Annotated in this window: 32 protein-coding genes; 29 read left to right on the forward strand and 3 right to left on the reverse strand. The window is 39.9% G+C overall.

The window, feature by feature from the left end; genetic code table 11:
* Positions 1-64 precede the first annotated feature (64 nt).
* Positions 65-463: a DUF4430 domain-containing protein gene (locus RR45_RS07225; protein ID WP_031366971.1), complete on the reverse strand. Its 399-nt coding sequence runs from the start codon at positions 461-463 to the stop codon at positions 65-67.
* 162 nt (positions 464-625) lie between these two features.
* On the opposite strand from RR45_RS07225, the gene RR45_RS07230 reads away from it, so the two are divergent.
* The 16 genes from RR45_RS07230 (at position 626) to RR45_RS07305 (ending at position 15,272) form a co-directional block, all read left to right on the forward strand.
* Entirely contained in the window at positions 626-838 is a 213-nt protein-coding gene (locus RR45_RS07230) for a hypothetical protein (protein WP_031366972.1), read from the forward strand.
* 118 nt (positions 839-956) lie between these two features.
* Complete coding sequence (locus RR45_RS07235) at positions 957-2,228, forward strand: ATP-binding protein (protein WP_031366973.1); 1,272 nt, start codon at positions 957-959, stop codon at positions 2,226-2,228.
* Between the two features lie 135 nt (positions 2,229-2,363).
* Positions 2,364-2,978 (forward strand): hypothetical protein, encoded by a 615-nt coding sequence (locus tag RR45_RS07240; protein WP_031366974.1) that lies wholly within the window; start codon positions 2,364-2,366, stop codon positions 2,976-2,978.
* A 270-nt stretch (positions 2,979-3,248) separates the two neighbouring features.
* On the forward strand, positions 3,249-7,643 hold the full coding sequence (locus RR45_RS07245) for a PolC-type DNA polymerase III (protein ID WP_031366975.1): 4,395 nt from the start codon (positions 3,249-3,251) through the stop codon (positions 7,641-7,643).
* A 68-nt stretch (positions 7,644-7,711) separates the two neighbouring features.
* Complete coding sequence (gene comGA, locus RR45_RS07250) at positions 7,712-8,653, forward strand: competence type IV pilus ATPase ComGA (RefSeq protein ID WP_031366976.1); 942 nt, start codon at positions 7,712-7,714, stop codon at positions 8,651-8,653.
* The gene (gene comGB / locus RR45_RS07255) at positions 8,604-9,620 is read left to right on the forward strand and encodes a competence type IV pilus assembly protein ComGB (protein WP_031366977.1); all 1,017 of its coding nucleotides are present in this window, start codon (positions 8,604-8,606) and stop codon (positions 9,618-9,620) included. The genes comGA and comGB overlap by 50 nt, the downstream gene beginning before the upstream one ends.
* A 71-nt stretch (positions 9,621-9,691) precedes the next feature.
* Positions 9,692-10,024, forward strand: coding sequence for a competence type IV pilus major pilin ComGC (gene comGC, locus RR45_RS07260; protein WP_031366978.1), 333 nt, complete (start codon positions 9,692-9,694; stop codon positions 10,022-10,024).
* A complete protein-coding gene (gene comGD, locus RR45_RS07265; RefSeq protein ID WP_273098690.1) occupies positions 9,975-10,424 on the forward strand; it encodes a competence type IV pilus minor pilin ComGD in 450 nt (149 codons plus the stop codon). Before comGC ends, comGD begins: the two co-directional genes overlap by 50 nt.
* Positions 10,425-10,455: 31 nt before the next feature.
* On the forward strand, positions 10,456-10,701 hold the full coding sequence (gene comGE / locus RR45_RS07270; RefSeq protein WP_084463490.1) for a competence system putative prepilin ComGE: 246 nt from the start codon (positions 10,456-10,458) through the stop codon (positions 10,699-10,701).
* Positions 10,676-11,119, forward strand: a complete 444-nt coding sequence (gene comGF, locus RR45_RS07275) for a competence type IV pilus minor pilin ComGF (protein WP_031366981.1) — start codon at positions 10,676-10,678, stop codon at positions 11,117-11,119. The genes comGE and comGF overlap by 26 nt, the downstream gene beginning before the upstream one ends.
* Positions 11,116-11,415, forward strand: a complete 300-nt coding sequence (comGG, locus tag RR45_RS07280) for a competence type IV pilus minor pilin ComGG (protein WP_072353643.1) — start codon at positions 11,116-11,118, stop codon at positions 11,413-11,415. The genes comGF and comGG overlap by 4 nt, the downstream gene beginning before the upstream one ends.
* A gap of 4 nt (positions 11,416-11,419) precedes the next feature.
* Positions 11,420-12,271, forward strand: coding sequence for a 4-(cytidine 5'-diphospho)-2-C-methyl-D-erythritol kinase (gene ispE / locus RR45_RS07285; RefSeq protein WP_031366983.1), 852 nt, complete (start codon positions 11,420-11,422; stop codon positions 12,269-12,271).
* Between the two features lie 96 nt (positions 12,272-12,367).
* Complete coding sequence (locus RR45_RS07290; protein WP_031366984.1) at positions 12,368-13,216, forward strand: aminotransferase class IV; 849 nt, start codon at positions 12,368-12,370, stop codon at positions 13,214-13,216.
* A gap of 67 nt (positions 13,217-13,283) precedes the next feature.
* Entirely contained in the window at positions 13,284-13,733 is a 450-nt protein-coding gene (locus tag RR45_RS07295) for a zinc-dependent MarR family transcriptional regulator (RefSeq protein ID WP_031366985.1), read from the forward strand.
* Entirely contained in the window at positions 13,733-14,467 is a 735-nt protein-coding gene (locus tag RR45_RS07300; protein WP_031366986.1) for a metal ABC transporter ATP-binding protein, read from the forward strand. Before RR45_RS07295 ends, RR45_RS07300 begins: the two co-directional genes overlap by 1 nt.
* The gene (locus RR45_RS07305; protein WP_031366987.1) at positions 14,460-15,272 is read left to right on the forward strand and encodes a metal ABC transporter permease; all 813 of its coding nucleotides are present in this window, start codon (positions 14,460-14,462) and stop codon (positions 15,270-15,272) included. Before RR45_RS07300 ends, RR45_RS07305 begins: the two co-directional genes overlap by 8 nt.
* A 19-nt stretch (positions 15,273-15,291) precedes the next feature.
* Here RR45_RS07305 and RR45_RS07310 read toward each other — a convergent pair whose 3' ends face one another.
* Positions 15,292-16,173 (reverse strand): RluA family pseudouridine synthase, encoded by an 882-nt coding sequence (locus RR45_RS07310; protein WP_031366988.1) that lies wholly within the window; start codon positions 16,171-16,173, stop codon positions 15,292-15,294.
* Between the two features lie 118 nt (positions 16,174-16,291).
* Between RR45_RS07310 and RR45_RS11650 the strand changes: the two genes are divergently transcribed.
* From RR45_RS11650 to thrC, 6 genes are all read left to right on the forward strand, one after another.
* Positions 16,292-16,618 (forward strand): YrdB family protein, encoded by a 327-nt coding sequence (locus tag RR45_RS11650; protein WP_425268462.1) that lies wholly within the window; start codon positions 16,292-16,294, stop codon positions 16,616-16,618.
* 78 nt (positions 16,619-16,696) lie between these two features.
* Complete coding sequence (locus tag RR45_RS07320) at positions 16,697-18,844, forward strand: transglycosylase domain-containing protein (protein ID WP_031366990.1); 2,148 nt, start codon at positions 16,697-16,699, stop codon at positions 18,842-18,844.
* A 41-nt stretch (positions 18,845-18,885) separates the two neighbouring features.
* Positions 18,886-19,035 carry a 50S ribosomal protein L33 gene (rpmG, locus tag RR45_RS07325; protein WP_072353644.1) on the forward strand — a complete coding sequence of 50 codons (150 nt, stop codon included), beginning with the start codon at positions 18,886-18,888 and terminating at the stop codon, positions 19,033-19,035.
* Positions 19,035-19,229 carry a preprotein translocase subunit SecE gene (gene secE / locus RR45_RS07330; RefSeq protein ID WP_003138111.1) on the forward strand — a complete coding sequence of 65 codons (195 nt, stop codon included), beginning with the start codon at positions 19,035-19,037 and terminating at the stop codon, positions 19,227-19,229. Before rpmG ends, secE begins: the two co-directional genes overlap by 1 nt.
* A 133-nt stretch (positions 19,230-19,362) precedes the next feature.
* Entirely contained in the window at positions 19,363-19,956 is a 594-nt protein-coding gene (gene nusG / locus RR45_RS07335; protein WP_072353645.1) for a transcription termination/antitermination protein NusG, read from the forward strand.
* Between the two features lie 114 nt (positions 19,957-20,070).
* A complete protein-coding gene (thrC, locus tag RR45_RS07340; protein ID WP_031366992.1) occupies positions 20,071-21,561 on the forward strand; it encodes a threonine synthase in 1,491 nt (496 codons plus the stop codon).
* A 73-nt stretch (positions 21,562-21,634) separates the two neighbouring features.
* On the opposite strand, the gene mscL is transcribed toward thrC, so the two are convergent.
* Complete coding sequence (gene mscL, locus RR45_RS07345) at positions 21,635-22,012, reverse strand: large-conductance mechanosensitive channel protein MscL (RefSeq protein WP_031366993.1); 378 nt, start codon at positions 22,010-22,012, stop codon at positions 21,635-21,637.
* 259 nt (positions 22,013-22,271) lie between these two features.
* Between mscL and rpsJ the strand changes: the two genes are divergently transcribed.
* The 7 genes from rpsJ to rplV all read left to right on the forward strand — a co-directional run bounded on the left by rpsJ (position 22,272) and on the right by rplV (position 25,746).
* Positions 22,272-22,580, forward strand: coding sequence for a 30S ribosomal protein S10 (gene rpsJ, locus RR45_RS07350; RefSeq protein WP_003138102.1), 309 nt, complete (start codon positions 22,272-22,274; stop codon positions 22,578-22,580).
* Positions 22,581-22,594: 14 nt separating this feature from the next.
* Complete coding sequence (gene rplC, locus RR45_RS07355; RefSeq protein ID WP_003138100.1) at positions 22,595-23,218, forward strand: 50S ribosomal protein L3; 624 nt, start codon at positions 22,595-22,597, stop codon at positions 23,216-23,218.
* Between the two features lie 23 nt (positions 23,219-23,241).
* The gene (gene rplD / locus RR45_RS07360; protein WP_031366994.1) at positions 23,242-23,868 is read left to right on the forward strand and encodes a 50S ribosomal protein L4; all 627 of its coding nucleotides are present in this window, start codon (positions 23,242-23,244) and stop codon (positions 23,866-23,868) included.
* Positions 23,868-24,155 (forward strand): 50S ribosomal protein L23, encoded by a 288-nt coding sequence (locus tag RR45_RS07365; protein WP_031366995.1) that lies wholly within the window; start codon positions 23,868-23,870, stop codon positions 24,153-24,155. The genes rplD and RR45_RS07365 overlap by 1 nt, the downstream gene beginning before the upstream one ends.
* Positions 24,156-24,169: 14 nt before the next feature.
* On the forward strand, positions 24,170-25,003 hold the full coding sequence (gene rplB / locus RR45_RS07370) for a 50S ribosomal protein L2 (RefSeq protein WP_003138096.1): 834 nt from the start codon (positions 24,170-24,172) through the stop codon (positions 25,001-25,003).
* A 100-nt stretch (positions 25,004-25,103) separates the two neighbouring features.
* A complete protein-coding gene (rpsS, locus tag RR45_RS07375) occupies positions 25,104-25,382 on the forward strand; it encodes a 30S ribosomal protein S19 (RefSeq protein WP_003138095.1) in 279 nt (92 codons plus the stop codon).
* A gap of 19 nt (positions 25,383-25,401) precedes the next feature.
* Positions 25,402-25,746: a 50S ribosomal protein L22 gene (rplV, locus tag RR45_RS07380; protein WP_003138094.1), complete on the forward strand. Its 345-nt coding sequence runs from the start codon at positions 25,402-25,404 to the stop codon at positions 25,744-25,746.
* Positions 25,747-25,756: the final 10 nt, after the last annotated feature.

A 25,756-nucleotide genomic window follows, 5' to 3' on the forward strand; every position in this document is an offset into this window, starting at 1 on the left:
AAATCGCTAAAGATTTGTGCTTTTTGTCTACAGTCTGAAAGCCATCGGGCTTTTTTTATTTATCTTAAAAACTTCCGAGGTAAAAGGCAACCGTATCCCCTTTTTTCAAATGAATATCTGCAGCACCTTTTTCGGCCATTTTACCGTTGACATCAAATAGCCAATATTTATTAGCCGCTTGATCTTGAGTTTTACCATCAATCGACGTGATAAAGCCACTTTTTTCCTCAATCTTAAAATTCTCTTTAAGCGCATCAAGTAAAGTTTGATCTTTAATAATCGTGATTTTTTTCGTTTCATCGACTTTTTTATCGTTTTCAAAATCTAGCGTAATGGTTGCAGTATCTTGAGAAACGGTGCTTTTCTTTGGTGATTCAGCTTGCTTGCCACAGGCCACTAAAGAAACAGCAAATCCAGTCGCCACTAAAACCGTCACGGTTTTCTTAAAAGTTAAAGTTGTCATAATAGTCAAATCTCCTTATTCTATATTGTACTATGAATGATGGAAATGGCAAAATAAATTATTTTGTAGGAATGTTATAAGAAGGGGCTATAATCGCAACAGTTGCAAGACTTTATGCTCAAATCTTGAAAGAAAATGGCATTTTATCAAAGGGTGAATTATATGAAGTTGGACGATCTGTTTGAAACTGTCAGTCATCAAAAAGATTTTGGCAATGGGCGTTTTGTCAGAAATTTACTTGAAAAAGCAGAATTGAAACAAGCATCAAGACTTATTGCGTATGGCGTTGAAAACCTTTGCGAAGAAGATTTGACAACATTTATGGCAGAGGATTTTGAAACACCACAGGAAATGTTGGTCTGCAAGAACCAATAGGTTTTTTCTGCTAGTCTAGTTCAATAAACAGTCTTTGCAAATTCCTCGAAATAATGGTAATATAAAACCAGAAATAATGGTAATATAAAATCGAAAATAATGGGAATAGGTAAAAATAATGTATAAAAAAAGATTGATGGATAGCTTATTACAGGAGTATTTGGAAGATTTTCCTGCTGTTTTAATAGAAGGCGCTAAAGCTGTCGGTAAAACGTCAACTTGTCAAGAGTTTTCAAAAACTGAATATCACTTAGATATGCGTGAGCAATTAAGTATTGTGCAAGCAGACGCATCAATTTTATTTAGGCAAGAGTTGCCAGTTTTAATAGATGAATGGCAACGTTTTCCAGAGATTTGGGATATTGTTAGACGTGAAGTTGATGCTGATTTACCACTAGGTTCGGTCTTATTAACTGGTTCTTCTCCTAGTTTACATCAAGGTTTGCATAGCGGCTCTGGTCGGATTGAACGCTTAAAGATGAGACCATTTAGCATTGAAGAACGTGAATTAGCCGAGCCTGTGATAACAATTAAGACCTTATTAACAGGTGTCGCATTGACTGTTAGTGGGAAAACGGCATTGACTTTATTTGATTATATAGATGAAATTTATAAATCAGGTTTTCCGGGTATTCGGGTTAGGAGTGAGCGTGCTATTAAAAGGTCTTTAGCAAGTTATATTGACAATATTATTGAACGAGATTTTCAGGAAAATAATATCATCGTGAGAAAGCCTAAAGCCTTAATGGCATGGCTAAAAACTTATGCAGCAGCGACTGCGACAACAACAAATTTTAAAACGATATTAGAGGCTGCCTTAGTGAATGAAAATATTTCGCCTTCAACTAAAACGGCGACTAGCTATCGAGATTTGTTGCAAAATATTGGTATCATTGAAGAATTGCAACCTTGGATAAAAATGGGGAAAATCTTTTCTAATATTGCCAAAGCACCGAAACATTTTTTATTGGATCCAGCTTTAAGTGTTACACTTTTAAATATTACAAGAGAAACACTACTTGCTGGACAACCGCCTAAAGTAATTGGAACGCTTAATAAAAGTTTTTTGGGACAAATTTTTGAGTCATTTGTTTATCAAAGTTTGGCGGTTTATGCTGAGGTAAATGAGGCTGAATTATCACATTTTAGAACGAGTGACGGCACAAGAGAAATTGATTTTATCATTGAAAAAGATGATGTCATTGTTTTAATTGAAGTAAAATCTAAAAGTGCGATTACAACTCATGATGTTCGGCATCTAAATTGGTTTGAGGAGAAAGTTAAAGGTGAGTTCAAAGTTCAAAAAATAATTGTGACAACAGGTAGTCAAGCTTATACAAGACAAGACGGTGTTCATGTCGTACCCGTTGCCTTACTTGGCGCGATATAATAAGAAAATATAGAGATAGACATTCGTTTAACAAGCCTGTTATTTATAAAATAGGACAGTTAAAATGTCATATTTTAATGAATTAGATGACGGAACAATCAAATTGATGGAAGTATTCGCTGCATAGGGGAATTTATGGATATAAAAGTAATAGCTGAAAATATAGAGAAATTTCGTTCATCTGAATGTAACACTAAAGAAAATGGTAGATATCGGTCATGGGAAATTGTTTTCAAGGATTTTGATGAGCATCAAGATGACAAGGATTACGACTACCTAGCTCGTAGCTTAGCTTTATACCTTGCAAGTTGGGGGATGATGCGAGGGTCATCAAAATTATTGACGGATTATAATTATCTTATTCATATTCCAGCAGTGCAAATAATTTTAGTTGATTTTCCAGAATTAAAAAACTATCCTCAAAATGAAAAAGAGATTGATGCTTATGTCAGACTTGTCTGGAAGAAAATAACCGCTTTAAAAAATTATTATTCAAAGGTAGGTATTTCTCCAACAGATACCCTATTAACAAAAATAATGCTAGGAACCGAAGCAGCTACTCCTGCCTATGACCAATATTTTAGGAAATTTTTGAAAGCTAATGGCTTAGCCCAAAAACTTGGGGAACAATCCTTAAAAGAAGTCTGGGCATTATGGTTTAAAATAAAATCTGATTTATCCAATGAGGTAGATTACCCACCAGTGAAGCTACTTGACATGGCTGGTTTTCAATATGGACAAGAGAATTAAGCACTCAGTAAATCACTAATTTTTTGTTATCAAGACAATGCAGACACTTATATTTTATAGATAGAATTATCTTTAATGTTAAGAGGGAAAATATTTATTTTTGATAGATGGTGATTTAGTTACTACCCCCTAGTGAATTTTGGGCAAAATCAATCCCTCTAAAATCTGCTATAATAGAACTATTATGGATTAAGAAGGCTTATGCAAGAAGAACTATCGGAAATAAACCGATGGGAATAGTATAAAGATGAAATTTAAGAAAGAAGCCCAATGAACGATTTATTTGAAAGACTCATGGATCAGCTCAATATGCCAGCAGAAATTCGTCAGAATCCGGCATTTCGTGGCAATATTGACAAGGTTGAAGTTCATGCCATCAGTAAAGTCTGGCATTTTTATTTGAAGTTTCCAGCGATTTTACCGATTGACTTATATCGAGAGTTAGCCGATCGTCTTGAGCAGGCTTTTTCGGATATCGCGAAAACGCAAATGACGATTCTAACAGAGGATGGTCATTTTGATGAAGACTTGCTCAATAGCTATCTTCCTCTCATTTTTGATTTGCCGGGTTGCGATACGCCAAGTTTTACAGCGATTTTCAAGAAATATAAATTCATAGCGGTTGATGCATCTGCGACAGCTAAACTATTGGTGGGCGAATTGTCAAATCTGGAATATTTTGTCAAACATTATTTTCCAGTTATGGCGCAACATTATCAAAGTTTTGGGTTCACAGATTTACAGATTTTACCAGAGATTGACCATCAGCTAACGGATAAATTAGTCGCTGAGTATGAGAAAAAATCTGAGGAGGCGTTAGCAGATATTCTGGCTAACCAACCCGAAGCCCCTTTCCTAACAGATAATCAAGCCCCTACTCCAAAAGAGGCGGTTGCATCCCCTAATCACCTCGCATTGGGCAAGGAAATTAAGGCGTCTGATACCGTGTTCCAAATGAAAGATGTGGTGACAGAAGAAGCCAATGTCGTTTTTGAAGGTTACGTTTTTGCGGCGGAACATAAGGTTTTTAAAAACCGTACGACCGGTAAAGAAAGCCATATGTTGGAAGTCAAGATGACGGACTACAGCAGTTCTTTTATCGTCCAAAAGTGGGGGCGTAAGCCTGAGGAGCAGGCCATGTTTGATATGGTCAAAAAAGGCATGTGGGTCAAGGTCAAGGGCAGCGTGCAGATGGATCAGTACAAGCATGAGTTGGTCATGAGTGCGCGTGATATGGTCGAAATCAAGGCGAAAAACGTTCGTAAGGATCTCATGCCCGAAGGGCAAAAACGGGTCGAATTCCATGCGCATACCAATATGTCAACCATGGATGCCATTCCAGATGTGTCTGATTTGGTTGCGCAAGCCGCGCGTTGGGGACACAAAGCCATCGCTATCACCGATCATGCTGGGGCGCAAAGCTTTCCGCATGCCCACTCGGCAGGTAAGAAAAATGGTGTCAAAATTATTTATGGGATTGAGGCAAACTTAGTCGAGGACAGGGTACCCATCACTTATAATGAAGATGACAGTAGCCTTTCAGATTCGACCTACGTTGTTTTTGACGTGGAAACGACCGGCCTTTCTGCCGTTTATAACAAATTGATTCAAGTTGCGGCATCCAAAATGCACAAAGGTAATGTCATTGAACAATTCGATGAATTCATTGACCCGGGGCATCCGCTGAGCGAATTTACGACACAGCTGACAGGGATTACTGATGACATGGTCAGAGGCTCTAAACCACTAGAACAAGTCTTAAAAGCATTTCGAGCATTTTGTCAGGGCAGCATTCTCGTTGCGCATAATGCGACCTTTGACGTTGGGTTCATGAATATGAACTATCAGCGTCATGATTTGCCGGTGATTACCCAGCCCGTCATTGATACTTTAGAGTTTGCGCGTAATCTCTATCCAGAGTTCAAGCGTCATGGCTTGGGGCCTTTAACTAAACGTTTCCAAGTTTCTCTCGAGAGCCATCACTTGGCGAATTTCGATGCGGAAGCAACGGGTCGTTTACTCTTTATTTTCTTAAAGGATGCCAAAGAGAAATTTGGCATTGAGTTATTAAGCGATTTGAATACAAAAGTTGTAGATGCAGATTCCTATAAACGTGCGCGGGTCAAGCACGCAACGATTTATGCCAAAACTCAAGATGGTCTGAAAAATCTTTTTAAACTCATCTCCTACTCAAATGTCAACTACTTTTCAGGTGTGCCAAGGATTCCAAAATCAGTCCTTGAAGCACACCGTGAAGGTTTGATTATCGGATCAGCTTGTTCTGAGGGTGAAGTTTTTGAGGCGGTCACCAACAAATCTTTTGATGATGCTTTGAAGGTTGCGGCTTACTATGATTTCATCGAAATCATGCCACCAGCTATTTACCGCCCTTTGATTGCCAAGGAAACCATCAAAGACGAAGTGGAACTCCAACGGATTTTGAAAGACATGATGCAGATTGCTGATAAATTGGGCAAGCCAGTCCTAGCAACAGGAAATGTCCACTATCTCAATCCAGAAGATGCCGTCTACCGTGAAATCATCGTTCGCTCTTTAGGTGCTGGTGCAATCATTAACCGACCTGTTGGTCGCGGTGAGCACGCTATGCCCGCACCATTGCCAGAAGTCCATTTTCGGACGACCAATGAAATGCTGGACGATTTTGCCTTCCTTGGAGCAGAAACGGCACGCCAGATTGTCATTGAAAATACGCAGAAAATGGCAGAGTCTTTCGATGTTCTGACGCCAGTCCGTGATGATCTCTATACACCTTACATTCCTGAGTCTGAGGAAAAAATGGCTCAGATGACTTATGAGAGAGCGCATGCGACTTATGGCAATCCTTTGCCAGATATTGTCGATTTGCGGATTGAAAAAGAGCTGAACTCGATTATCGGGAATGGCTTTTCCGTGATTTATTTGATTTCACAGATTCTAGTTCAGAGGTCTAATGAGCGGGGTTATCTCGTTGGATCGCGAGGGTCTGTCGGCTCCTCATTTGTCGCGACCATGACAGGGATTACTGAGGTTAATCCGCTGCCACCCCACTATGTTTGCCCAGAGTGCCAGTATTCCGAGTTCTTTACTGAGGGGCAATATGGCTCAGGCTTTGATATGCCAGAGAAACAATGCCCAGAATGTGGACACAGGCTCACAAAAGACGGACACGATATACCATTTGAAACTTTTCTAGGGTTCAAGGGGGATAAAGTACCCGATATCGACTTGAACTTTTCTGGTGCTGACCAACCGAGCGCCCATTTGGACGTCCGCGATATATTTGGCGAAGACTATGCCTTTCGTGCTGGAACCATTGGCACGGTGGCTGAAAAAACTGCCTTTGGTTTCGTCAAAGGCTATGAACGTGATTACGGTAAATTCTACCGTGGTGCTGAAATCGAGCGACTTGCAGCAGGGAGTACTGGTGTCAAACGGACGACGGGTCAGCATCCGGGTGGGATTATTGTTATTCCTGGTTATATGGATGTCTATGATTTCAGTCCAGTGGCTTATCCAGCTGAGGATGTCAATGCCGAGTGGAAAACAACTCACTTCGATTTCCACGCCATTCATGATAATATCCTCAAGCTCGATATTCTAGGGCATGATGACCCGACCATGATTCGTAAACTCCAAGATTTATCAGGTATGGACGCCTCGACTATTCCCATGGATGATCCAGAAGTCATGAAAATCTTTGCAGGCACGGAAGTGCTGGGCGTGACGCCTGAGCAGATTTTCTCGAAAACGGGCACTTTAGGGGTACCCGAAATGGGGACCAACTTCGTTCGTGGCATGCTAGAGGAAACAAAACCTAGCACTTTCGCAGAATTACTCCAAATTTCCGGTCTCTCCCATGGGACGGATGTTTGGTTGGGAAATGCGCAAGAGTTAATCAAGCAAGGTATCGCTAATCTGGCAAATGTAATCGGCTGTCGAGACGATATCATGGTTTACCTGATTCACGCAGGGCTTAACGAGTCAATGGCATTTACGATCATGGAGCGAGTGCGTAAGGGCTTGTGGAATAAGATTGACGATGAGGAGCGTGAAACCTATATCGCTGCCATGCGTGAAAACAATGTCCCAGAGTGGTACATCGATTCATGTAGTAAAATCAAATACATGTTCCCCAAAGCCCATGCGGCGGCCTATATCATGATGGCGCTCCGTGTTGCCTATTTCAAGGTGCACATGCCGATTTACTACTACTGTGCCTGGTTTTCTATCCGTGCCAATGCCTTTGACCTTAAAGTCATGGGGGACGGCTTAACCGCCGTCAAAGCTAAAATGCAGGAAATCAAGGCCAAGGGCTTTGATGCTAGTAATGTCGAAAATGCGCTATTTGGGACGCTAGAATTATGTAATGAAATGTTAGAGCGAGGCTTTAAATTTGGTAAGCTAGACCTTTATCGTAGTGAGGCAAGCGATTTTATCATAGAAGGTGATACGCTGATCCCGCCATTTTCTGCCATGGATGGGCTTGGTGGCAATGTCGCTAAGCAAATCGTAGAGGCACGCAAGGCTGGAGAGTTTTTGAGCAAAACAGAACTCCGAAAACGTGCAGGTGTCTCTCAAACATTAGTTGAGAAGATGGATGAAATGGGCATTCTCGGCAATATGCCAGAGGATAATCAGTTGAGCTTGTTTGATGACTTATTTTAAACAATAAAGTTAAAAAATTCGTGAGCAATCACGGATTTTTTTCGTATATAAAAGTAGGAGGCAAAATGATGATAAAGGAAATGGCGCAGACAGTATTGGCAGAAGCTGCGGATTTTGGTGCCAATGATATTTACGTATTGCCGGTCGAAAAAGGCTTTTCAGTTGTTTTTAGAAAGTCAACACATCGATATAATTACCTGCTGCTCTCAAATGCTGATGGTCAAAGTCTCATCTCTCATTTTAAGTTTACAGCTGGTATGAATGTTGGCGAAAAGCGGCGACCACAACTTGGAGCTTGTTTGTATGATTTTTCAGGCAAAAAAATTCGACTGCGACTATCTTCAGCAGGTGATTTTGAGAACCGTGAAAGCCTAGTGATTCGGATTTTACATCATGTAGATAGACCGCTCGTTTTTTGGTTTGATACAGACTTGCAACAGGTTGAAAATTTAGTGACTAAGCGAGGTCTTTATCTATTTTCAGGACCAGTCGGTTCTGGCAAAACGACGCTGATGCATTATATTGCAAAGCAAAAATTCTCAGGTCAACAGGTGATTACGATAGAAGATCCAGTAGAAATTGTCTCACCTGACTTACTGCAGTTTCAGCTGAATGAGGTGATTGGCAATACCTATGATAGTTTGATTAAGTTATCCTTGCGTCATATGCCTGACCTTGTAATTGTCGGTGAAATTAGAGATAGGGAAACTGCACGAGCAGTCATGAGAGCGAGCTTGACCGGCTATACTGTTTTTTCAACAATTCATGCTAAGTCAATTTCAGGTGTTGATGCAAGACTTCTGGAGCTTGGTGTAACGAGAGAAGAAATCAAAAATTCGCTATCAGGTGTTGTCTATCAACGGTTGATTGCTGGAAAGGGGGTGTTAGATTGTGCCGACAAAGCATTCGAAAAGCATACTAACGACAAGTGGCATACCAAAATTGAAAAATTGGTTACAGATGGACATCTCACACCTAGTCAGGCGGAAACGGAAAAAATTAGCGATTAAACAGCAAGTTAAGTTGATGCAACTCATGACGAATCTTTTTTCAAGTGGTTTTCATTTAGCAGAAATTGTCGATTTTTTAGCTCGTTCGAAGTTGGTAGAGTCAAAATTTGTGACGACCATGCGAGAGGGGTTATCAAATTGTAAAAGCCTTTCAGAAATTCTAAATGAATTACGTTTTTCAAACTCAGTCATTACACAAGTCGCTTTGGCAGATTATCATGGGAATACGCAGCAAACGTTACAGTTGATAACAGAAAATTTGACAAAAATGCAGAAAGTTAGACAAAAATTGGTAACAGTAGCGACTTATCCTATTATTTTGCTTGTTTTTCTGATTGTCATCGTGCTTGGTTTAAAAACTTATTTGCTACCGCAAGTGGAGGCTAATAATTTTGCGGGTGAAGTGATTAATGTCCTACCGTGGCTATTTATCGGCTTTGGTGTCATGTTAACTGGTCTTGCACTAGGGATGGCGCGATATTTCAAGACAACATCACCCTTACGTAATATTCAAAAAATAGGGCATTTTCCTTTAGTTCGAACTTATTTGAAACTCTATTTATCGGCTTTTTATGCGAGAGAATGGGGAAATTTGATTAAGCAGGGGTTGGAGATGCGGCAAATCTTTGCAATGATGACTGAACAAAATAATCAACTTTTTCGGGAAATGGGTCAAGACTTGCTAAACGCTATGGCGTTAGGTCAAGAATTTCACGAGAAAATTCATCGTTATCCTTTTTTCACGCCAGAATTGGCATTGATTATCGAATATGGGGACATGAAAGCCAAGCTAGGCGATGAATTACTTGTCTATGCGGACGAATCATGGACTAAATTTTTTGAAAAGGTTGAAAAAACGATGACGCTTATCCAGCCGTTAGTCTTTTTATTTGTAGCTCTGATGATTGTCCTGATTTATGCAGCAATGTTGTTACCGATTTATGCTCAGATGGAACTAGGAATGTAGTTTGAGACGGTAGGGCTTAGTTCGTGAAAGCCTAAGTTATCAAGCGTAACGCTAATACAGAAAGGAAAAAGATGAAAGAAAATTCAATTTTTAGTAAGATAAAGCAAAAACAGGTCGCTGGATTCACTTTGGTGGAAATGTTAATCGTCCTGCTTATTATCAGTGTTCTGATTTTGCTGTTTGTGCCGAACCTCTCCAAGCAAAAAGAGGCGGTCAAAAATACAGGTAATGGGGCGGTTGTGAAAGTGATTCATTCACAAGCTGAGCTTTATAAATTGGACCATACAGATGAAGCTACACTAAGCAAGTTGGTTAGTAATGGCAATATCACGCAAAAGCAGGCGGATGCTTATAATGAATACTACAAGAAAAATACATCTGAAACACGTGATATTGCCAATTAGAGCTTTCACTTTATTTGAGAGTTTGTTGACGTTAACACTTACTTGTTTTGTAGTTTTAATGTTCTCGGCGACCTTACAGAAAACTGTTCATATTATTCGAGGGGAGTTATTTGTCTTGCAATTTGAAATGATTTTGAAAAATCAGCAGGCACAGGCTGTTACAAATGCTGAGCCTAGAAGTCTCTCATCATTCAAAGGGGTAGTCAAAGTCAATGGTGTAAGGCAACCTGTTCCTAAAGAAACGACATTCTCGGATTTCGAGGTTACTTTTAAGGAAAACGGTAATATTCAGTCAATCAAGGATGCTAAAATCGTGATTTCGTTGCCTTATGAGAGCGAGAAGCAAATCACTTATCAGTTACAGCTAGGAAGTGGACAATATAAGAAAACAACAAGTTAAGGGCTATATTTTATTGGAGAGTCTCATAGCTATGGCGTTGTTAGCGGTGTTATCCAGCGTGGTAGTGACAGAAGTTTCAGTTAGTCGTGCACAAGTGGTTAGGCAAAATCAAGCTATTGAGGTCTTAAATGTGGGGGTGATGGCGTTTGATAGTAAGCAACCCAATTTGCATGAAAATGGTGTTAGCGTGACGGTGACACGGACGGATAAAACGGTGGTATTAGAAAATGCTGGGCAGGAGGTATTGCGTCTTGAAATTCTGCAAGAAACGCCTTAGAGCTTTCACTTTACTGGAATGTCTGGTGGCGCTTTTATCAATCAGCTTATCGATGCTTGTGATTCAGGGGATGACGGTACTGGTGACGCAAGAGTTTAAAGCCATTCGGCAATCAGATGACAAAAATTGGCAAAACTTTTCAAATCTACTAAGACGAGAACTTGAAAATGCTGAGCTGGACAAGGTGACAAAATATTTTCTCTATGTGCAGACGCCTAATGGGTCAAGACGCTTTGGGATGAAAACAGGGTCGGATGATTTTCGAAAAACCAATGAGCAAGGACAAGGTTATCAGCCAATGATTTATGGGGTATCTTCTGCTGAGTTTTCAAATGACGGTAACGTTGTCACTATTCATATAACGTTTAGCAAAGGAGGTGAACGAAGATTTATTTACGCATTTTCAAATGTCAAGTGAAAGCAGGTATTATGCTTTATGCCTTAGTGATGGCAGTCATATTCGGAATGATTTTAAGTTTCTATCTGAGTGCTGTAATTGACAATCAAAAAAATCTGATAACTCAGAAATCTTTTTTAAGTGCACAACTGATGGCTAGGATGACACAGGCGCGGGTTGTTAAGCAAAAATCAGGTCAAATTCGATTTAATACTGGCATCTCTGAATATCAACAAATGGGCAATGTCCTGAAAGTAACTGTTCGCTTAGAAAATGCAAGAACTTATCATTTTGAATTACCGAATATGGTAAAATAGATGTATGGAAATTACAGAAAAAGCACCAGCTAAGATTAATCTTGGCTTGGACGTCCTAGGCAAGCGCGCTGATGGCTATCATGAGCTCGACATGATTATGACTAGTGTTGATTTGGCGGATCGTATCACGGTAAGAGAACTTGAGAATGAGCAGGTGATTCGTTTACAATCCAACTCTAGTTTTGTCCCTCTTAACAAAAAAAATCACGCCTATAAAGCAGCCGTGGTTATGAAAAAGGCCTTCGGTATTAAAAAAGGTGTCGAGATTTATATTGATAAAAAAACGCCAGTTGCAGCAGGACTAGCAGGTGGGTCATCAGATGCGGCAGCGACTTTGCGTGCGCTCAATCAACTTTGGCAGCTTAATTTAACAACGCAAGAGTTGGCAAAATTAGGGGAGCAGATAGGTTCAGATGTTCCGTATTGCGTGTATGGTCAAACGGCACGCGTGACGGGACGAGGTGAACACGTCCGACCAATTGATAATCCGAAAAAATTCTGGGTGATTCTTGTGAAACCATCATTTGGCGTTTCAACACCTGAAATTTTTCGGCATGTCGAGATGGATAAAATTCAACATCCCAATATTGACGCCCTGGAAAATGCAGTCGTCAATTCTGATTTTGATGCCCTACTTCAAAATCTTGGCAATGCATTAGAAGCTGTCACATTAGCTAAACATCCCTTGATTTCTAAGATTAAGGAGCGGTTATTGGCGAGTGGCGCAGATGCTGTTTTAATGAGTGGAAGTGGTCCAACTGTTTTTGCGCTTTGTCAACAAGAAAAAAAAGCGCAACGTATTTGTAACAGTATCAAAGGGTTTTGTGACGAAGTTTACCTGGTGAGAATGCTTTAGACTAATGCATTGTCAAGAGTATATTTAGGTCATTAGATGTTTTATTTGCAAAAGTTACTTCAAATTCATGATGATGTCAAAGGAGAGCGTTCAATAATGGAAAATTTAGCTTATTACAATGGAAAAGTCATGCACTTATCAGAAATGATGGTGCCATTTAATGATCGCTCGCATTTTTTCGGTGATGGTGTTTATGATGCTAGTGTTGCGAGAAATAGGATTATCTTTAAACTAGAGGATCATATAGAGCGTTTTTTCAATAGCATGGCACTTATTGACATTCAACCTGATTTTACAAAAAATGAGTTAAAAGAATTGTTACAAAACTTGTGTCAAAAGCTAGAAACAGGAGATTTGTTCGTTTATTTTCAGGTCAGTCGTGGTACAGCCGTCAGAAATCACAGCTATGATCGAACAATCAAACCCAACTTGGCCATTTATATGATACCTTGGACAGGCGATTTTTCTGGCAGTCGTCGTCTTAAACTGATGACCGCGCCAGATCACCGATTTGAGTTTTGTCACATTAAGACACTTAATCTGTTGCCCAATGTTCTAGCCACTCAAGCCGCGACAGCTCAAGGATTAGATGAGGTGGTTTATCATCGGGAGCAACGCGTGACAGAGTGTGCACATAGTAATATCAGCATCTTGACGAATGGTGTTTTCCAAACGGCACCACTAGACCATTGGATCTTACCAGGAATTGCGAGAAAGTATTTATTACTCGCTAGTCAATCACTTGGTTTTGGTATTTCGGAAAAACCTTTCACCATTGAAGAAATGTTAGCAGCGGATGAAATTATTGTGTCAAGCTCGGGGACCCTCTGTGCACCGGTCTCAGAGATTGATGGGTGTGTCGTAGGTGGTAGAGATCCTGAAAGATTGCAACGACTCCAAACTAAAATTTATCAAGATTTTTTCAAGGAAACAGATATCGACTGAATCTGTTTTTTTGATTGACATTTTTATCTAGGATGATATACTTAACTGGTAAAGGAAATGACAAGATATGAAAAAGAAAATACAACCGGTCAGTCAACAAGTTGATATGTTATTCACAAAAATCATGCAACTTGCTGAAAATAAACAAGAAGTGCTTTTGGGCAAATGTGAGTCTGATGCTGGACTGACAAACACACAAGAGCATATTTTGATGTTACTCTTGCATGAAAAGTTAACCAATGCCAAACTCGCTGAAAAACTTAATATATCACCTGCCGCAGTGACTAAGGCATTAAAAAAATTACAGCAATTGCATTTAACGCATTCGGAAAAATCATCTTCTGATGATCGGATTGTACTTTGGAGCCTTTCCGAAACAGGTCAACCGATTGCACAAGAACATGGTCATCATCATCAAGCTACACTTGCAACTTACGATCAGATTGCTGACGCATTTTCAGAAGAGGAACAGCGGACTATCGTTAAATTTCTGGAAAAATTGGAAAAGGAGTTCTAATGGATTATATCAAAGTAAACAATTTAAGCTTTGTCTACGATGCTGAACCAGTTCTGGAAAATGTTGCCTTTAGAATTAGTGCCGGTGAGTTTGTTACTTTGACGGGCGAAAATGGTGCGGCTAAATCGACACTTGTCAAAGCAACTTTGGGTATTATCAAGCCGAAAACAGGTGAGATTAAGATAGCTAAGCAGAATATTAAGGGTAAAAAACTAAGAGTTGCGTATCTGCCCCAACAAATCGCGAGTTTTAATGCTGGTTTTCCAAGTACGGTCAAAGAATTTGTGATTAGTGGTCGTTTTCCACGCAGTGGGTGGTTTAAACGCATCACGCAACATGATTTAGAACATGTTGAGAAATCACTGCGTTCTGTCGGCATGTGGGAACAACGTGATAAACGGATGGGTGCTTTGTCGGGTGGGCAAAAGCAACGTGTGGCGATTGCCAGAATGTTTGCGAGTGACCCGGATTTATTTATTTTGGACGAGCCAACGACAGGGATGGATGATGTCAGTCGTTCAGAATTTTACCGTCTGATGAGCCATGCCGCACATCGACATGGCAAAGCAGTTTTGATGATTACACACGATGCAGAAGATGTTAAAGCTTTTTCTGATCGCAACATTCATCTAGCACGTAAACAAAATACGCATTGGCGTTGTTTTAGTGTTCATGAAAACACAGCTGAACAAAGTAGCAAGGCATTAGAAAATAAGGAGGCAAGCGGTGTTTAGTTTATTTCAGTATGAATTCATGCAACGTGCTTTCTTAGCCATTGTTGCTATGTCTTTATTTGCACCACTTCTAGGTGTTTTCCTCGTTTTGCGTCGCCAAAGTTTAATGAGTGATACGCTCAGTCATGTTTCTTTGGCAGGTGTTGCTTTTGGTCTATTCATCGGGATATCTCCTAATCTCTCAACCATTGTTGTTGTGATTTTAGCAGCCATTCTCCTCGAATATCTGCGAACACTTTATCGTAACTTTTTGGAAGTAGCCACTGCTATTTTGATGAGTGTTGGTTTATCACTCGCTTTGATTTTTGCTAACACCGGTCGCGGGAAAGGCATTAATCTTGACCAATATCTCTTTGGCTCGATTGTGACAGTTTCCCAGACTCAAGTCATCTTGCTGGCGATTTTAGCAGCTGTCGTCTTAGTCGTCTTTGTCCTTTTTATGCGCCCAATGTATGTCATGACTTTTGATGAAGACACGGCTTTCGTTGATGGTCTCCCTGTGAGACTTATGTCAACCTTGTTCAATGTTGTAACAGGAGTTGCTATTGCCTTGATGATTCCAGTTGCAGGTGCCCTATTAGTTTCAGCTATTATGGTCATGCCAGCATCTATCGCTATGCGAGTTGGGTTAACCTTTAAACGCGTTCTAATGTTCTCTGTCATCATCGGCTTCATCGGCATGCTAACAGGCCTAGTCATTTCCTATGAGAGTGGTGCACCAGCCAGTGCTACTATTACTCTTGTCTTTATCTTCGTCTTTGTTATGACGCTAAGTATAAGCAAACTGAAAACAACGCTCAAATAAAATAAAAAATCGTTACAGCTCAGTCTGTAACGATTTTTCTCATGACGCGCTCAAACGATTCAGAAACTGCCGTAACGCGGATTTTTTCTTTGGTAAATGGTTGACTGAGTTCAAGATGTTTCGCGTGTAACATTAAACGTGGGGCTTTGTGGCCTCTGTAAACAGTATCTCCTAAAATTGCATGTCCTAGACTGCTGAGATGCACGCGAATTTGGTGCGTCCGTCCTGTTTCAAGCTGGCATTGAAGCAGAGTATCAGCTGCAAAACGTTTCAAAACATGAAGATGCGTCACCGCACGCTGCCCACCTCGTGAGACGACCATTCGCCTTTTTTTATCATGACGGTCAGTTCCGATAGCTTGATTAATCGTTAACTTATTTTGGGTGAAACGTCCGGCACACAAGGCTTGATAAGTACGATGAATCTGTCTATCATGCAACATTTGATCTAAAATAGGTAGCACAAAAGGATTTTTGGCAAACAAAATGGCGCCAGAAGTTTCAAAATCTAAACGGTGGACGACATAAACGATTTGTCCGCAAGCCGCCGCGATGTGATTCTGTAAGGCGATTTCAGAGGTATCATTGCCATGCGTTTTCATATTTTCGGGTTTATTAACAATGACAAGATGATCATCTTCATATAAAATCAAAGATTTGCCAAGCTGTCTGTCACCAAGAATCAATTTTTTGTCGGGAAAATCTGCCACATCAAATATGACAGTAATTTGATCGCCACCACTAACTAGGTCAGAAAATTTGGCGATATCACCATTGATTAGGATATGTTGTTTAGTCCTCAAAAAATGTCGTTGTTTTTTTGGTACAAGCCATTCGGTCGTTAAAAGTTCTGCCACTGTCATTTTTTTTAAGTTGGTGGGGAGTTTTATCGTGAATTTCATATAGCTATTATACCAAAAATATGCTATTCTATTTTAAAATAAATCATAAAATTTGGCGCCTGACATATCTTGTTTTGCTTAATTAAATACTAGAAAGAACCTTATGTATTACTTAAAAATGAGTAACCTCGTTTTATCTTTTCTCTTAGAGCTCTACGCTCTTTTTATGTCAGGATACTGGGGACTGACATTCAAATTTGATAAGAGTTTAAATGTTCTAATTTGTTTATTAATACCGGTGATGTTAATGATTTTATGGGGGATACTTTGTGCGCCCTCGTCGGTCTATAGATTATCGGGGTTTAAATTGATTGCATTAAAAGTGCTGATATTTGGCGGGATTGCTTTATTATTGCTTAGTATGCACTATCCGAGGCAGGCTACCATTTTTGTTGTGCTTGTTGTCGTAAATCTGTCAATCAATGGCTATTTTAAAACGATATAATCTAATCGGTAATGATAGCTGTATTACCACTAACATCAACTTTGAGGTGCTTTGACTAAAATATGGTAGAATAAGATTATGACAGAAAATGAAGTAAAAAAATCAAGTTTAAGTCGATCGCAAAAAAATGTTGATCCTGAATTAGATAGGAAAGTAAAAACAAAAAAACGACAATTTATTCCTGCGCCGATTAAGCGTTTTTGGAAACGGTATAATTTGACCAAAATCACAATTGCTTTGGTCCTTTTCATGGTACTATCTATTGCTAGCTATCTTCTTTTTCTAGCCAAAACAGCTGATGTTGAGACACTCAAGCAATCGATGGAAGCGCGGACGGAAATTATTGACAAAAACGGGCAGTCTGCAGGTGCCATGTACGGTCAAAAAGGAACGACGGTCAAATTTAATGAGATTTCAGATAATCTTAAAAATGCTGTCATTGCAACAGAGGATCGTTCTTTTTATGACAATAATGGGATTAACTTTAAGCGGACGCTTTTAGCAGTTGTAACTCTAGGAAAATTTGGTGGTGGGTCAACGATTACCCAACAGTTAGCTAAAAATGCTTTCCTATCTCAGAAACAAACCGTTGACCGTAAAGCTAAGGAATTATTTCTAGCCCTTGAAATTAATAAAAAGTACGATAAAAAAGATATTTTAACCATGTACCTGAATAATTCTTATTTTGGGAATGGGATATGGGGGATTCAGGATGCGAGTCTTAAATACTATGGTAAGTCAGCTAAGGATTTGTCAATAGAAGAGGCGGCGACGCTTGCGGGGATTCTCAAGTGGCCGGAAGTTTACAATCCTCTGTATAAGGAGGGGAAATTTGCTAAAGATCGTCGGGATACGGTCTTGCAAAATATGGTAAATGCGGGATATATTAAGCAAGCAGATGCTAAAGCAAATATGCAAATCGGGATTACGAGCAATTTGGCAGATGCTTATGTTGGTAAAGATGATAACTATAATTATCCGAGTTATTTCGATGCGGTGATTCAGGAAGCGATTAATGTCTATGGACTTACTGAACACGATATTTTAAATAATGGTTACAAGATATATACTGGTTTGGATCAGAATATGCAGACAGGAATGCAGACGACTTATGCAAATACCTATCAGTTTCCAGTCGCTGCAGATGGTGTCAGTGCTCAGTCTGCATCAGTTGCAATTAACCCGAGCACAGGGGAAGTGGAAGCGCTGATTGGACGGGTACCGACGACAGATAATAATAGTTTCCGTGGTTTTAACTTTGCAACGCAATCTGGTCGAAGTCCTGGTTCAACGATTAAACCTTTAGTTGTCTATACGCCAGCGATTGAGGCAGGATGGTCAATTAATAAGATGGTTCGTGATGAACCAATGGATTATGATGGCTGGCAACCGCTCAATGCGGATCGACAATGGCATGGTGATATGCCGATGTATCAAGCGCTTGCTAATTCTTATAATATTCCGGCGATTAATACTTTCAAAGCTATCGGCATTAAAACTGGTGTTGCTAAGGGCAAACAATTTGGTCTTAATTTGACAGACAAAAATGATACTTTAACGACAGCGCTTGGTGCGGGTGTTGAGACGAATCCATGGCAGATGGCGCAAGCCTATGCGACCTTTGCCAATGATGGGGTTATGAATGAGGCACATCTGATTAAAAAAATCGTCAGTGCATCTGGTACGACGATTGCAACTGCAAAAGTGAAATCAACGCGCGTGATTGATAGTCAAACGGCACAAAAAATGACCTCGATGATGTTAGGTACTTATACCAATGGTACAGGGATTTATGCAGCACCCTACGGTTATACCTTGGCAGGGAAAACCGGAACGAATGAAGACATTGATCAATGGGTTATCGGTTATACACCAGATGTTGTCATGACGCTTTGGCTAGGCTATGAAAACCCTGAGAGTGAGTTACATCGTTTGGATGATACATCTGCTGGCACGGCTTCGGAAGTATTCAGAACGATGGCAAGTACTATCTTACCTTATACGAATAATACGCAGTTCAAGGAAGAAAATGCCTATAGTTTAGCGGGGTTGAGCTCTGTTTCAACAGCAGCAGAAGATCCAGCTACCAGTGATGTTGTTGAAGATGCCAAGAATAAAGCCAAGGACATCACTGACAAAGCCAAATCTTTTACAGACAAAGCTGGCGAAAAAGCCAAAGAAGTTGGTGATAGCATTTGGGATCGTGTTAAGTCTTGGTTTGACTAATGTATGATATTCTGGTAAAATTATAAATTGGAGATAAATAGATGATTAAAAAAGCAAGCCTAGCTTGTACGGTCTGTGGATCGCGCAACTATTCAATAACTGTCAGCTCAAATGGACGCGATAAACGTCTTGAAGTTAATAAATTCTGCAAAACGTGTGGAAAATATACCCTGCATAAGGAGACTAGATAATGTTTAAATTTATCAATTCAATTGTTGCTGAAATGCGCCTTGTTACATGGCCAACACGCTCAGAAGCAGTAAAAGATTTTGGTATGGTCATTCAATACTCAATATTCTTCATGGTTTTCATCGTGATTTTTGACTGGCTTGTTAAGAGCGGTGTGACACAAGCTGTTAAATTATTGGTACCAATGATCAAATAATGTGGTATAATATTGGAAAAGGGCGAAAAGCCTTTTTCTTGTACCAAAAGGTACTCTAAATTGTCATAAAAGGTCGTCCCATCGGTCAGGCTATAAGCACCTCGGCGCTTATCTATTTATAAGGAGAACTATCATGTCAGACACATTTGAAGAAAACATTGAACAAGAAGCGGCAAAAGAGCAAGTTGTAAACTTTGACCAAGGCTGGTTTGTCATCCAAACCTATTCTGGTTATGAAAACAAAGTGAAAGAAAACTTACTTGAACGCGCGCAAACTTACAATATGACGGATAATATCTTACGCATCGAGATTCCGACAGAAACGGTTGACAAAGAAGTCAATGGTAAACGTAAAGAAGTTGAAGAAAATCTATTCCCAGGTTATGTTCTAGTTGAAATGAACATGACAGATGAAGCATGGTTTGTCGTGCGTAATACGCCAAATGTGACAGGATTCGTTGGTTCCCATGGTAACCGATCAAAACCAACGCCTTTATTTGAAGAAGAAATTCAAGAAATTCTGCAAGGTATGGGTAAAGTCGTTCGTGAAATTACGTTTGACATCCATGTTGGTAAACGTGTCAAAATTATTGATGGTGCCTTCTCTGGATTTGAAGGTCCGATTACAGAAGTGAATGGCGATAAAGTGAAAGTAACGGTTGATATGTTTGGACGTGAAACACCTGTTGAACTTGATTTACAACAAATCGACGAGATTAGCTATTGATCCAGAGGATGAGTACTAGTGTAAAAAAGCTTCCTTTTTTGGAAGTTTTTTTGAAATATTCTGATAATTATGCTACAATATGACTAACCAAAATGCAATCATGAGGAGCCAAAAATGACTTTAATTTACCAATCAACGCGTGACAAAACTAATCAAGTAACTGCTAGTCAAGCCATTCTTCAAGGTCTTGCGACTGATGGAGGGCTCTACGTACCGACTGAAATACCAAATGTTAAGTTGGATTTTGAGATATTAAAAAATGCTAGCTATCAAGAAGTAGCGACGTTTGTTTTGTCCGCTTTTCTGGATGATTTCACAGCTGAGGAGATTGCTTACTGTGTGCACCATGCCTACGATGATAAATTTGATGATGCGGCAATTGCACCACTTGTTAAGTTGAATGGTCAGTATAACCTTGAATTGTTCCATGGTAATACCATTGCGTTCAAAGATATGGCGCTTTCTATTTTGCCTTATCTGATGACAACAGCTGCCAAGAAACACGATGTTGACCGTGAAATTGTCATTTTAACGGCAACTTCTGGGGATACTGGTAAAGCTGCAATGGCTGGCTTTGCGGATGTGCCTGGCACAAAAATTGTTGTTTTCTATCCAAAAGATGGGGTTTCTAAAATTCAAGAGCATCAAATGACGACTCAAGTTGGTAAAAATGTTAAGGTTATCGCTATTGACGGTAATTTTGATAATGCTCAAACTAATGTTAAGGCTATGTTTAATAATGAGGCCTTGCGTGACAAGATGTTTGCTAATGGCAAACAATTTTCGAGTGCAAATTCAATGAACATTGGCCGTCTAGTACCACAGATTGCTTACTATGTTTACGCCTATGCGCAACTTGTTAAATCAAATGAAATTGAAAATGGAGCTGAAATCAACTTCACTGTACCGACAGGTAATTTTGGGAATATTTTAGCGGGATACTATGCCAAACAAATTGGTTTACCTGTTGGTAAATTAATCTGTGCCTCTAATGAAAATAATGTCCTGACTGACTTTTTCCGTACAGGTACCTATGATAAAAATCGTGATTTCTTTGTGACTAGCTCTCCTTCAATGGACATCTTGGTCTCATCTAATTTGGAACGATTAATTTTCCATTTGACTGGTGATAACGATGTGGCGACATCCGAGTTGATGACAAGTTTAAATACAACTGGTCTCTACAAAATCAGTGATGATATGTTAGCAGAGTTGACAGGATTTTATGCAGATTTTGCAGATGAAGGTGATATTTCAGAAGAAATCGCTGCAACTTTCAAAGGTGATCACTATGTTGAAGACCCACACACAGCGGTTGCGAGTGCTGTATACAAAAAATACCTTGCTGAAACGCAAGATAAAACACCAACTGTCATTGTTTCGACGGCTAGTCCATATAAATTTCCAAAAGTTGTTGTTGAAAGCCTGACGCCATTGACAGGGGAAGAAGACGATTTTGATTTAGTTAAAAAACTTGAAGAAATTTCAGGTACACCTTTGCCAAAAGCGGTCTCAGAACTATTTGATGCGCCAGTTTTACATGATACAGTGGTTCCTGCTGCTGAAATGCAATCAGCTGTTGAGCGCTATTTAGCGTTAGATTAATAATTTGTATTGAGAATAGAAGAAAGACCTCAGAAATTAATCTGAGGTCTTTCTTCTATAATAATATAGGTGATTATTTTTGTTTTAATAGATCACGGATTTCTTTCAATGTTTCGACTTCTTCATTGATAGCAGCAACTTCTTCATTTTCTTCTGTTTTGTTAGCAGCGAATAATTTATTAACTGTTTTGATAATGATAAAAACAATAAAAGCCGTAATCAAAAAATTCAAGACGTCGTTCAAAAATTTACCATAAGCGAATGTTGCATTGCCTAACTTGAAACTAAGTTGGGCTAAAGCACCATCTTGAACGAAAATGCCAATGAGTGGATTAATGAGGTTATCAACTAATGATTTGACGATGGCAGTAAACGCACCCCCGATAATGACCCCAACAGCCAAGTCAAGAACGTTACCACGCAAAATAAATGCTTTAAATTCTTTTAACACTATGTTTCCTCCTATATATTATGTAGTCTAATTATATCATAAAGGGCACTGTAAAGGGATGTGCAAAGCAGTTAGAAAAAAATAGATGAAAAGCTTGCAAATAGTCAAGCATTCTGTTATCATAGATAAGTACTGCGTAAAGCGTTGTATGTAGCTGTGAAGCGAGAGGTTGTGATACACCCGGAGGCGTTGCCACGCATCCTGTATTAGTTTTCTCGTGGAGCTAGCCTATTCTAAGAAATAGACGAGAGGAGAAAAAATGGCAAACAAAAAAATCCGCATTCGTTTGAAAGCGTACGAACATGGTATTCTTGATCAAGCGGCTGAAAAAATCGTAGAAACTGCGAAACGTACTGACGCATCTGTAGCAGGTCCAATCCCGCTTCCAACAGATCGTTCAGTTTACACAATCATCCGTGCGACTCACAAATACAAAGACTCGCGTGAACAATTCGAAATGCGTACACACAAACGTTTGATCGACATTATTAACCCAACACAAAAAACTGTTGATGGCTTGATGAAACTCGACTTACCAAGTGGCGTAAACATCGAAATTAAATTATAAGGAAAGGAACTCTAATGACAAAAGGAATCTTAGGGAAAAAAGTGGGAATGACCCAAATTTTCACTGAAACTGGCGAATTAATCCCAGTAACTGTCATTGAAGCTGCAGCTAACGTTGTGCTTCAAGTCAAAACAGTCGCAACTGATGGCTACGAAGCTGTTCAAGTTGGTTTTGATGACAAACGTGAAGTTTTGAGTAACAAACCTGCCAAAGGCCATGTTGCAAAAGCAAACACTGCTCCTAAGCGCTTCATTCGTGAATTCAAGAACATTGAAGGCTTAGAAGTAGGCGCTGAATTGACAGTAGAACAATTTGAAGCTGGAGATGTTGTTGACGTCACTGGTACGACTAAAGGTAAAGGTTTCCAAGGGGTTATTAAACGCCACGGACAATCACGCGGGCCAATGGCTCACGGTTCACGTTACCACCGTCGTCCAGGGTCAATGGGTCCTGTTGCACCTAACCGTGTATTCAAAAATAAACACCTTGCAGGTCGCATGGGTGGCAACCGCGTAACAGTTCAAAACCTAGTTATCGTACAAGTTGTCCCTGAAAAAAATGTTATCCTTGTTAAAGGTAATGTCCCAGGTGCTAAGAAATCACTTATCACAGTTAAATCAGCTATTAAAGCTAAATAATAAAGAAAGGAGATAAGTTAAAAATGACTAACGTATCATTATTTAAACAAGACGGATCGCAAGCTGGCGATATCACATTGAACGATGCAGTCTTTGGTATTGAACCAAATGAATCTGTTGTCTTCGACGTCATCCTAAGCCAACGTGCTAGCCTTCGTCAAGGTACTCACGCAGTTAAAAACCGTTCAGCAGTACGCGGTGGTGGTAAAAAACCATGGCGTCAAAAAGGAACTGGCCGTGCACGTCAAGGTTCTATCCGCTCACCACAATGGCGTGGCGGTGGCGTCGTCTTCGGACCAACACCACGTTCATACGGTTACAAATTGCCACAAAAAGTTCGTCAACTTGCACTTAAATCAGTTTATTCTGAAAAAGTTGCAGAAAACAAACTCGTGGCAGTTGATGCGCTGAACTTCGACGCACCAAAAACTGCAGAATTTGTAAAAGTTCTTGAAGCATTGGCAATCGAACGTAAAGTTCTTGTTATCTTCGAAAACGAAGGAAATAAATTCGCTGAATTGTCTGCACGTAACATTCCAAATGTTCAAGTCACAACTGCTAACTCAGCATCTGTTCTTGATATCGTAAACAACGATAAAATTTTGGTGACACAAGCAGCTCTATCTCAAATTGAGGAGGTTCTTGCATAATGTCATTGTACGACGTAATCAAAAAACCAATCATCACTGAAAGCTCAATGCTTACAATGGATGAAAAAAAATATACCTTTGAAGTTGATGGGCGTGCCCACAAACTTTTGATCAAACAAGCTGTTGAAGCTGCGTTTGAAGGGGTTAAAGTTGCTTCTGTTAACACTGTCAACGTGAAACCTAAAGCGAAACGCGTAGGTAAATACACAGGTTATACAAATAAAGTGAAGAAAGCTATCGTGACCCTGACGGCTGATTCTAAAAACATTGAAATTTTCGGGGAATAAGAAAGGAGTAATCAGTGGGTATTAAAGTATACAAACCGACGACCAACGGTCGTCGTAACATGACAAGCCTTGACTTTGCTGAAATTACGACTAACAAACCTGAGAAATCATTGTTGGTATCACTTAAAAGCAAAGCCGGCCGTAACAACAACGGACGCATCACAGTACGTCATCAAGGTGGCGGACACAAGCGTCATTATCGTGTGATTGACTTTAAACGTAATCACGATGATGTCGTTGCTAAAGTTGCAACTATCGAATACGATCCAAACCGTTCAGCAAACATCGCTTTGGTTGTTTATGCTGATGGTATTAAAACGTACATCCTTGCACCTAAAGGTCTTGTTGTTGGTCAAACAATCGTTTCTGGCCCAACAGCTGACATCAAAACTGGTAACGCTTTGCCACTTGCAAACATTCCAGTAGGTACATTGATTCACAACATTGAATTGAAACCTGGTAAAGGTGGACAATTGGTACGTTCAGCTGGTGCTTCTGCGCAAGTACTTGGTCAAGAAGGTAAATACACACTCGTGCGTTTACAATCTGGCGAAGTTCGCATGATTCTTTCAACTGCACGTGCAACAATCGGTGTTGTCGGTAATGGTGAGCATAGTCTTGTCAATATCGGTAAAGCTGGCCGTAACCGTTGGAAGGGTATCCGTCCAACAGTCCGCGGTTCAGTAATGAACCCGAACGATCACCCACACGGTGGTGGTGAAGGTAAACAACCAGTTGGTCGTAAATCGCCATCTACACCATGGGGCAAACCAGCACTTGGTCTTAAAACACGTAATAAGAAAGCTAGATCTAGCAAACTTATTGTTCGTCGTAAAAACCAAAAATAATCTATCCGCCAGCTCCGGCGTAGCACCGGCAGTGGTTCTAATACAAGTTGTTCAAATATTTAGTTTGAACAACTAAAAATTAAAGGAGAAACCATAACACATGGGACGCAGTCTTAAAAAAGGCCCTTTCGTCGATGATCATTTGATGAAAAAGGTTGTTGCTCAAGAAGGCAACGAAAAGAAAACAGTTATTAAAACTTGGTCACGTCGTTCTACGATCTTCCCTAACTTCATCGGTTACACGATTGCAGTTTATGATGGTCGCAAACACGTTCCAGTATATATCCAAGAAGACATGGTAGGACACAAATTGGGCGAATTCGCACCAACACGTACTTACCGTGGCCACGCAGCAGACGATAAAAAGACACGTCGTTAATTTATAGAGGAGGAAAAAAATGGCAGAAATTACTTCAGCTAAAGCAACTGCTCGTACAGTCCGCGTTTCACCTCGTAAATCACGTCTTGTAATCGACTTGATTCGTGGGAAAAACGTTGCAGATGCTATCGCAACACTTAAATTCACACCGACTAAAGCAGCAAATGAGATTGAGAATGTATTGAACTCTGCAATCGCAAACGCTGAAAATAACTTTGGTCTTGAAAAAGCAAACCTTTTTGTTTCAGAAGCCTACATTAATGAAGGCCCAACAATGAAACGTTTCCGTCCACGGGCTAAAGGTTCTGCTTCACCAATTAACAAACGCACAAGCCACATCACTGTGGTTGTGACAGAAAAATAAGGAGGTAAAA

Origin of the sequence: Pseudolactococcus chungangensis CAU 28 = DSM 22330 (assembly GCF_002441885.1) — a bacterium.
In the GTDB taxonomy this organism is placed as follows: Bacteria; Bacillota; Bacilli; order Lactobacillales; family Streptococcaceae; genus Pseudolactococcus; species Pseudolactococcus chungangensis.

Excerpts from the sequence above, each read along its gene's own strand:
- RR45_RS07230 (WP_031366972.1), top strand. The coding sequence starts at position 626 with ATGAAGTTGGACGATCTGTTTGAAACTGTCAGTCATCAAAAAGATTTT.
- RR45_RS07295 (WP_031366985.1), top strand. The coding sequence starts at position 13,284 with ATGAAAAAGAAAATACAACCGGTCAGTCAACAAGTTGATATGTTATTC.
- rpmG (WP_072353644.1), top strand. The coding sequence starts at position 18,886 with ATGATTAAAAAAGCAAGCCTAGCTTGTACGGTCTGTGGATCGCGCAAC.
- rpsJ (WP_003138102.1), top strand. The coding sequence starts at position 22,272 with ATGGCAAACAAAAAAATCCGCATTCGTTTGAAAGCGTACGAACATGGT.
- thrC (WP_031366992.1), top strand. The coding sequence starts at position 20,071 with ATGACTTTAATTTACCAATCAACGCGTGACAAAACTAATCAAGTAACT.
- comGE (WP_084463490.1), top strand. The coding sequence starts at position 10,456 with ATGGCGTTGTTAGCGGTGTTATCCAGCGTGGTAGTGACAGAAGTTTCA.
- comGD (WP_273098690.1), top strand. The coding sequence starts at position 9,975 with ATGAATACTACAAGAAAAATACATCTGAAACACGTGATATTGCCAATT.
- RR45_RS07225 (WP_031366971.1), bottom strand. The coding sequence starts at position 463 with ATGACAACTTTAACTTTTAAGAAAACCGTGACGGTTTTAGTGGCGACT.
- RR45_RS07245 (WP_031366975.1), top strand. The coding sequence starts at position 3,249 with ATGAACGATTTATTTGAAAGACTCATGGATCAGCTCAATATGCCAGCA.
- comGC (WP_031366978.1), top strand. The coding sequence starts at position 9,692 with ATGAAAGAAAATTCAATTTTTAGTAAGATAAAGCAAAAACAGGTCGCT.
- RR45_RS07320 (WP_031366990.1), top strand. The coding sequence starts at position 16,697 with ATGACAGAAAATGAAGTAAAAAAATCAAGTTTAAGTCGATCGCAAAAA.
- ispE (WP_031366983.1), top strand. The coding sequence starts at position 11,420 with ATGGAAATTACAGAAAAAGCACCAGCTAAGATTAATCTTGGCTTGGAC.
- rpsS (WP_003138095.1), top strand. The coding sequence starts at position 25,104 with ATGGGACGCAGTCTTAAAAAAGGCCCTTTCGTCGATGATCATTTGATG.
- rplD (WP_031366994.1), top strand. The coding sequence starts at position 23,242 with ATGACTAACGTATCATTATTTAAACAAGACGGATCGCAAGCTGGCGAT.
- RR45_RS07300 (WP_031366986.1), top strand. The coding sequence starts at position 13,733 with ATGGATTATATCAAAGTAAACAATTTAAGCTTTGTCTACGATGCTGAA.
- rplC (WP_003138100.1), top strand. The coding sequence starts at position 22,595 with ATGACAAAAGGAATCTTAGGGAAAAAAGTGGGAATGACCCAAATTTTC.
- RR45_RS07310 (WP_031366988.1), bottom strand. The coding sequence starts at position 16,173 with ATGAAATTCACGATAAAACTCCCCACCAACTTAAAAAAAATGACAGTG.
- RR45_RS11650 (WP_425268462.1), top strand. The coding sequence starts at position 16,292 with ATGAGTAACCTCGTTTTATCTTTTCTCTTAGAGCTCTACGCTCTTTTT.
- nusG (WP_072353645.1), top strand. The coding sequence starts at position 19,363 with ATGTCAGACACATTTGAAGAAAACATTGAACAAGAAGCGGCAAAAGAG.
- RR45_RS07240 (WP_031366974.1), top strand. The coding sequence starts at position 2,364 with ATGGATATAAAAGTAATAGCTGAAAATATAGAGAAATTTCGTTCATCT.
- comGB (WP_031366977.1), top strand. The coding sequence starts at position 8,604 with ATGGACATCTCACACCTAGTCAGGCGGAAACGGAAAAAATTAGCGATT.
- RR45_RS07365 (WP_031366995.1), top strand. The coding sequence starts at position 23,868 with ATGTCATTGTACGACGTAATCAAAAAACCAATCATCACTGAAAGCTCA.
- rplV (WP_003138094.1), top strand. The coding sequence starts at position 25,402 with ATGGCAGAAATTACTTCAGCTAAAGCAACTGCTCGTACAGTCCGCGTT.
- secE (WP_003138111.1), top strand. The coding sequence starts at position 19,035 with ATGTTTAAATTTATCAATTCAATTGTTGCTGAAATGCGCCTTGTTACA.
- RR45_RS07235 (WP_031366973.1), top strand. The coding sequence starts at position 957 with ATGTATAAAAAAAGATTGATGGATAGCTTATTACAGGAGTATTTGGAA.
- RR45_RS07290 (WP_031366984.1), top strand. The coding sequence starts at position 12,368 with ATGGAAAATTTAGCTTATTACAATGGAAAAGTCATGCACTTATCAGAA.
- comGA (WP_031366976.1), top strand. The coding sequence starts at position 7,712 with ATGATAAAGGAAATGGCGCAGACAGTATTGGCAGAAGCTGCGGATTTT.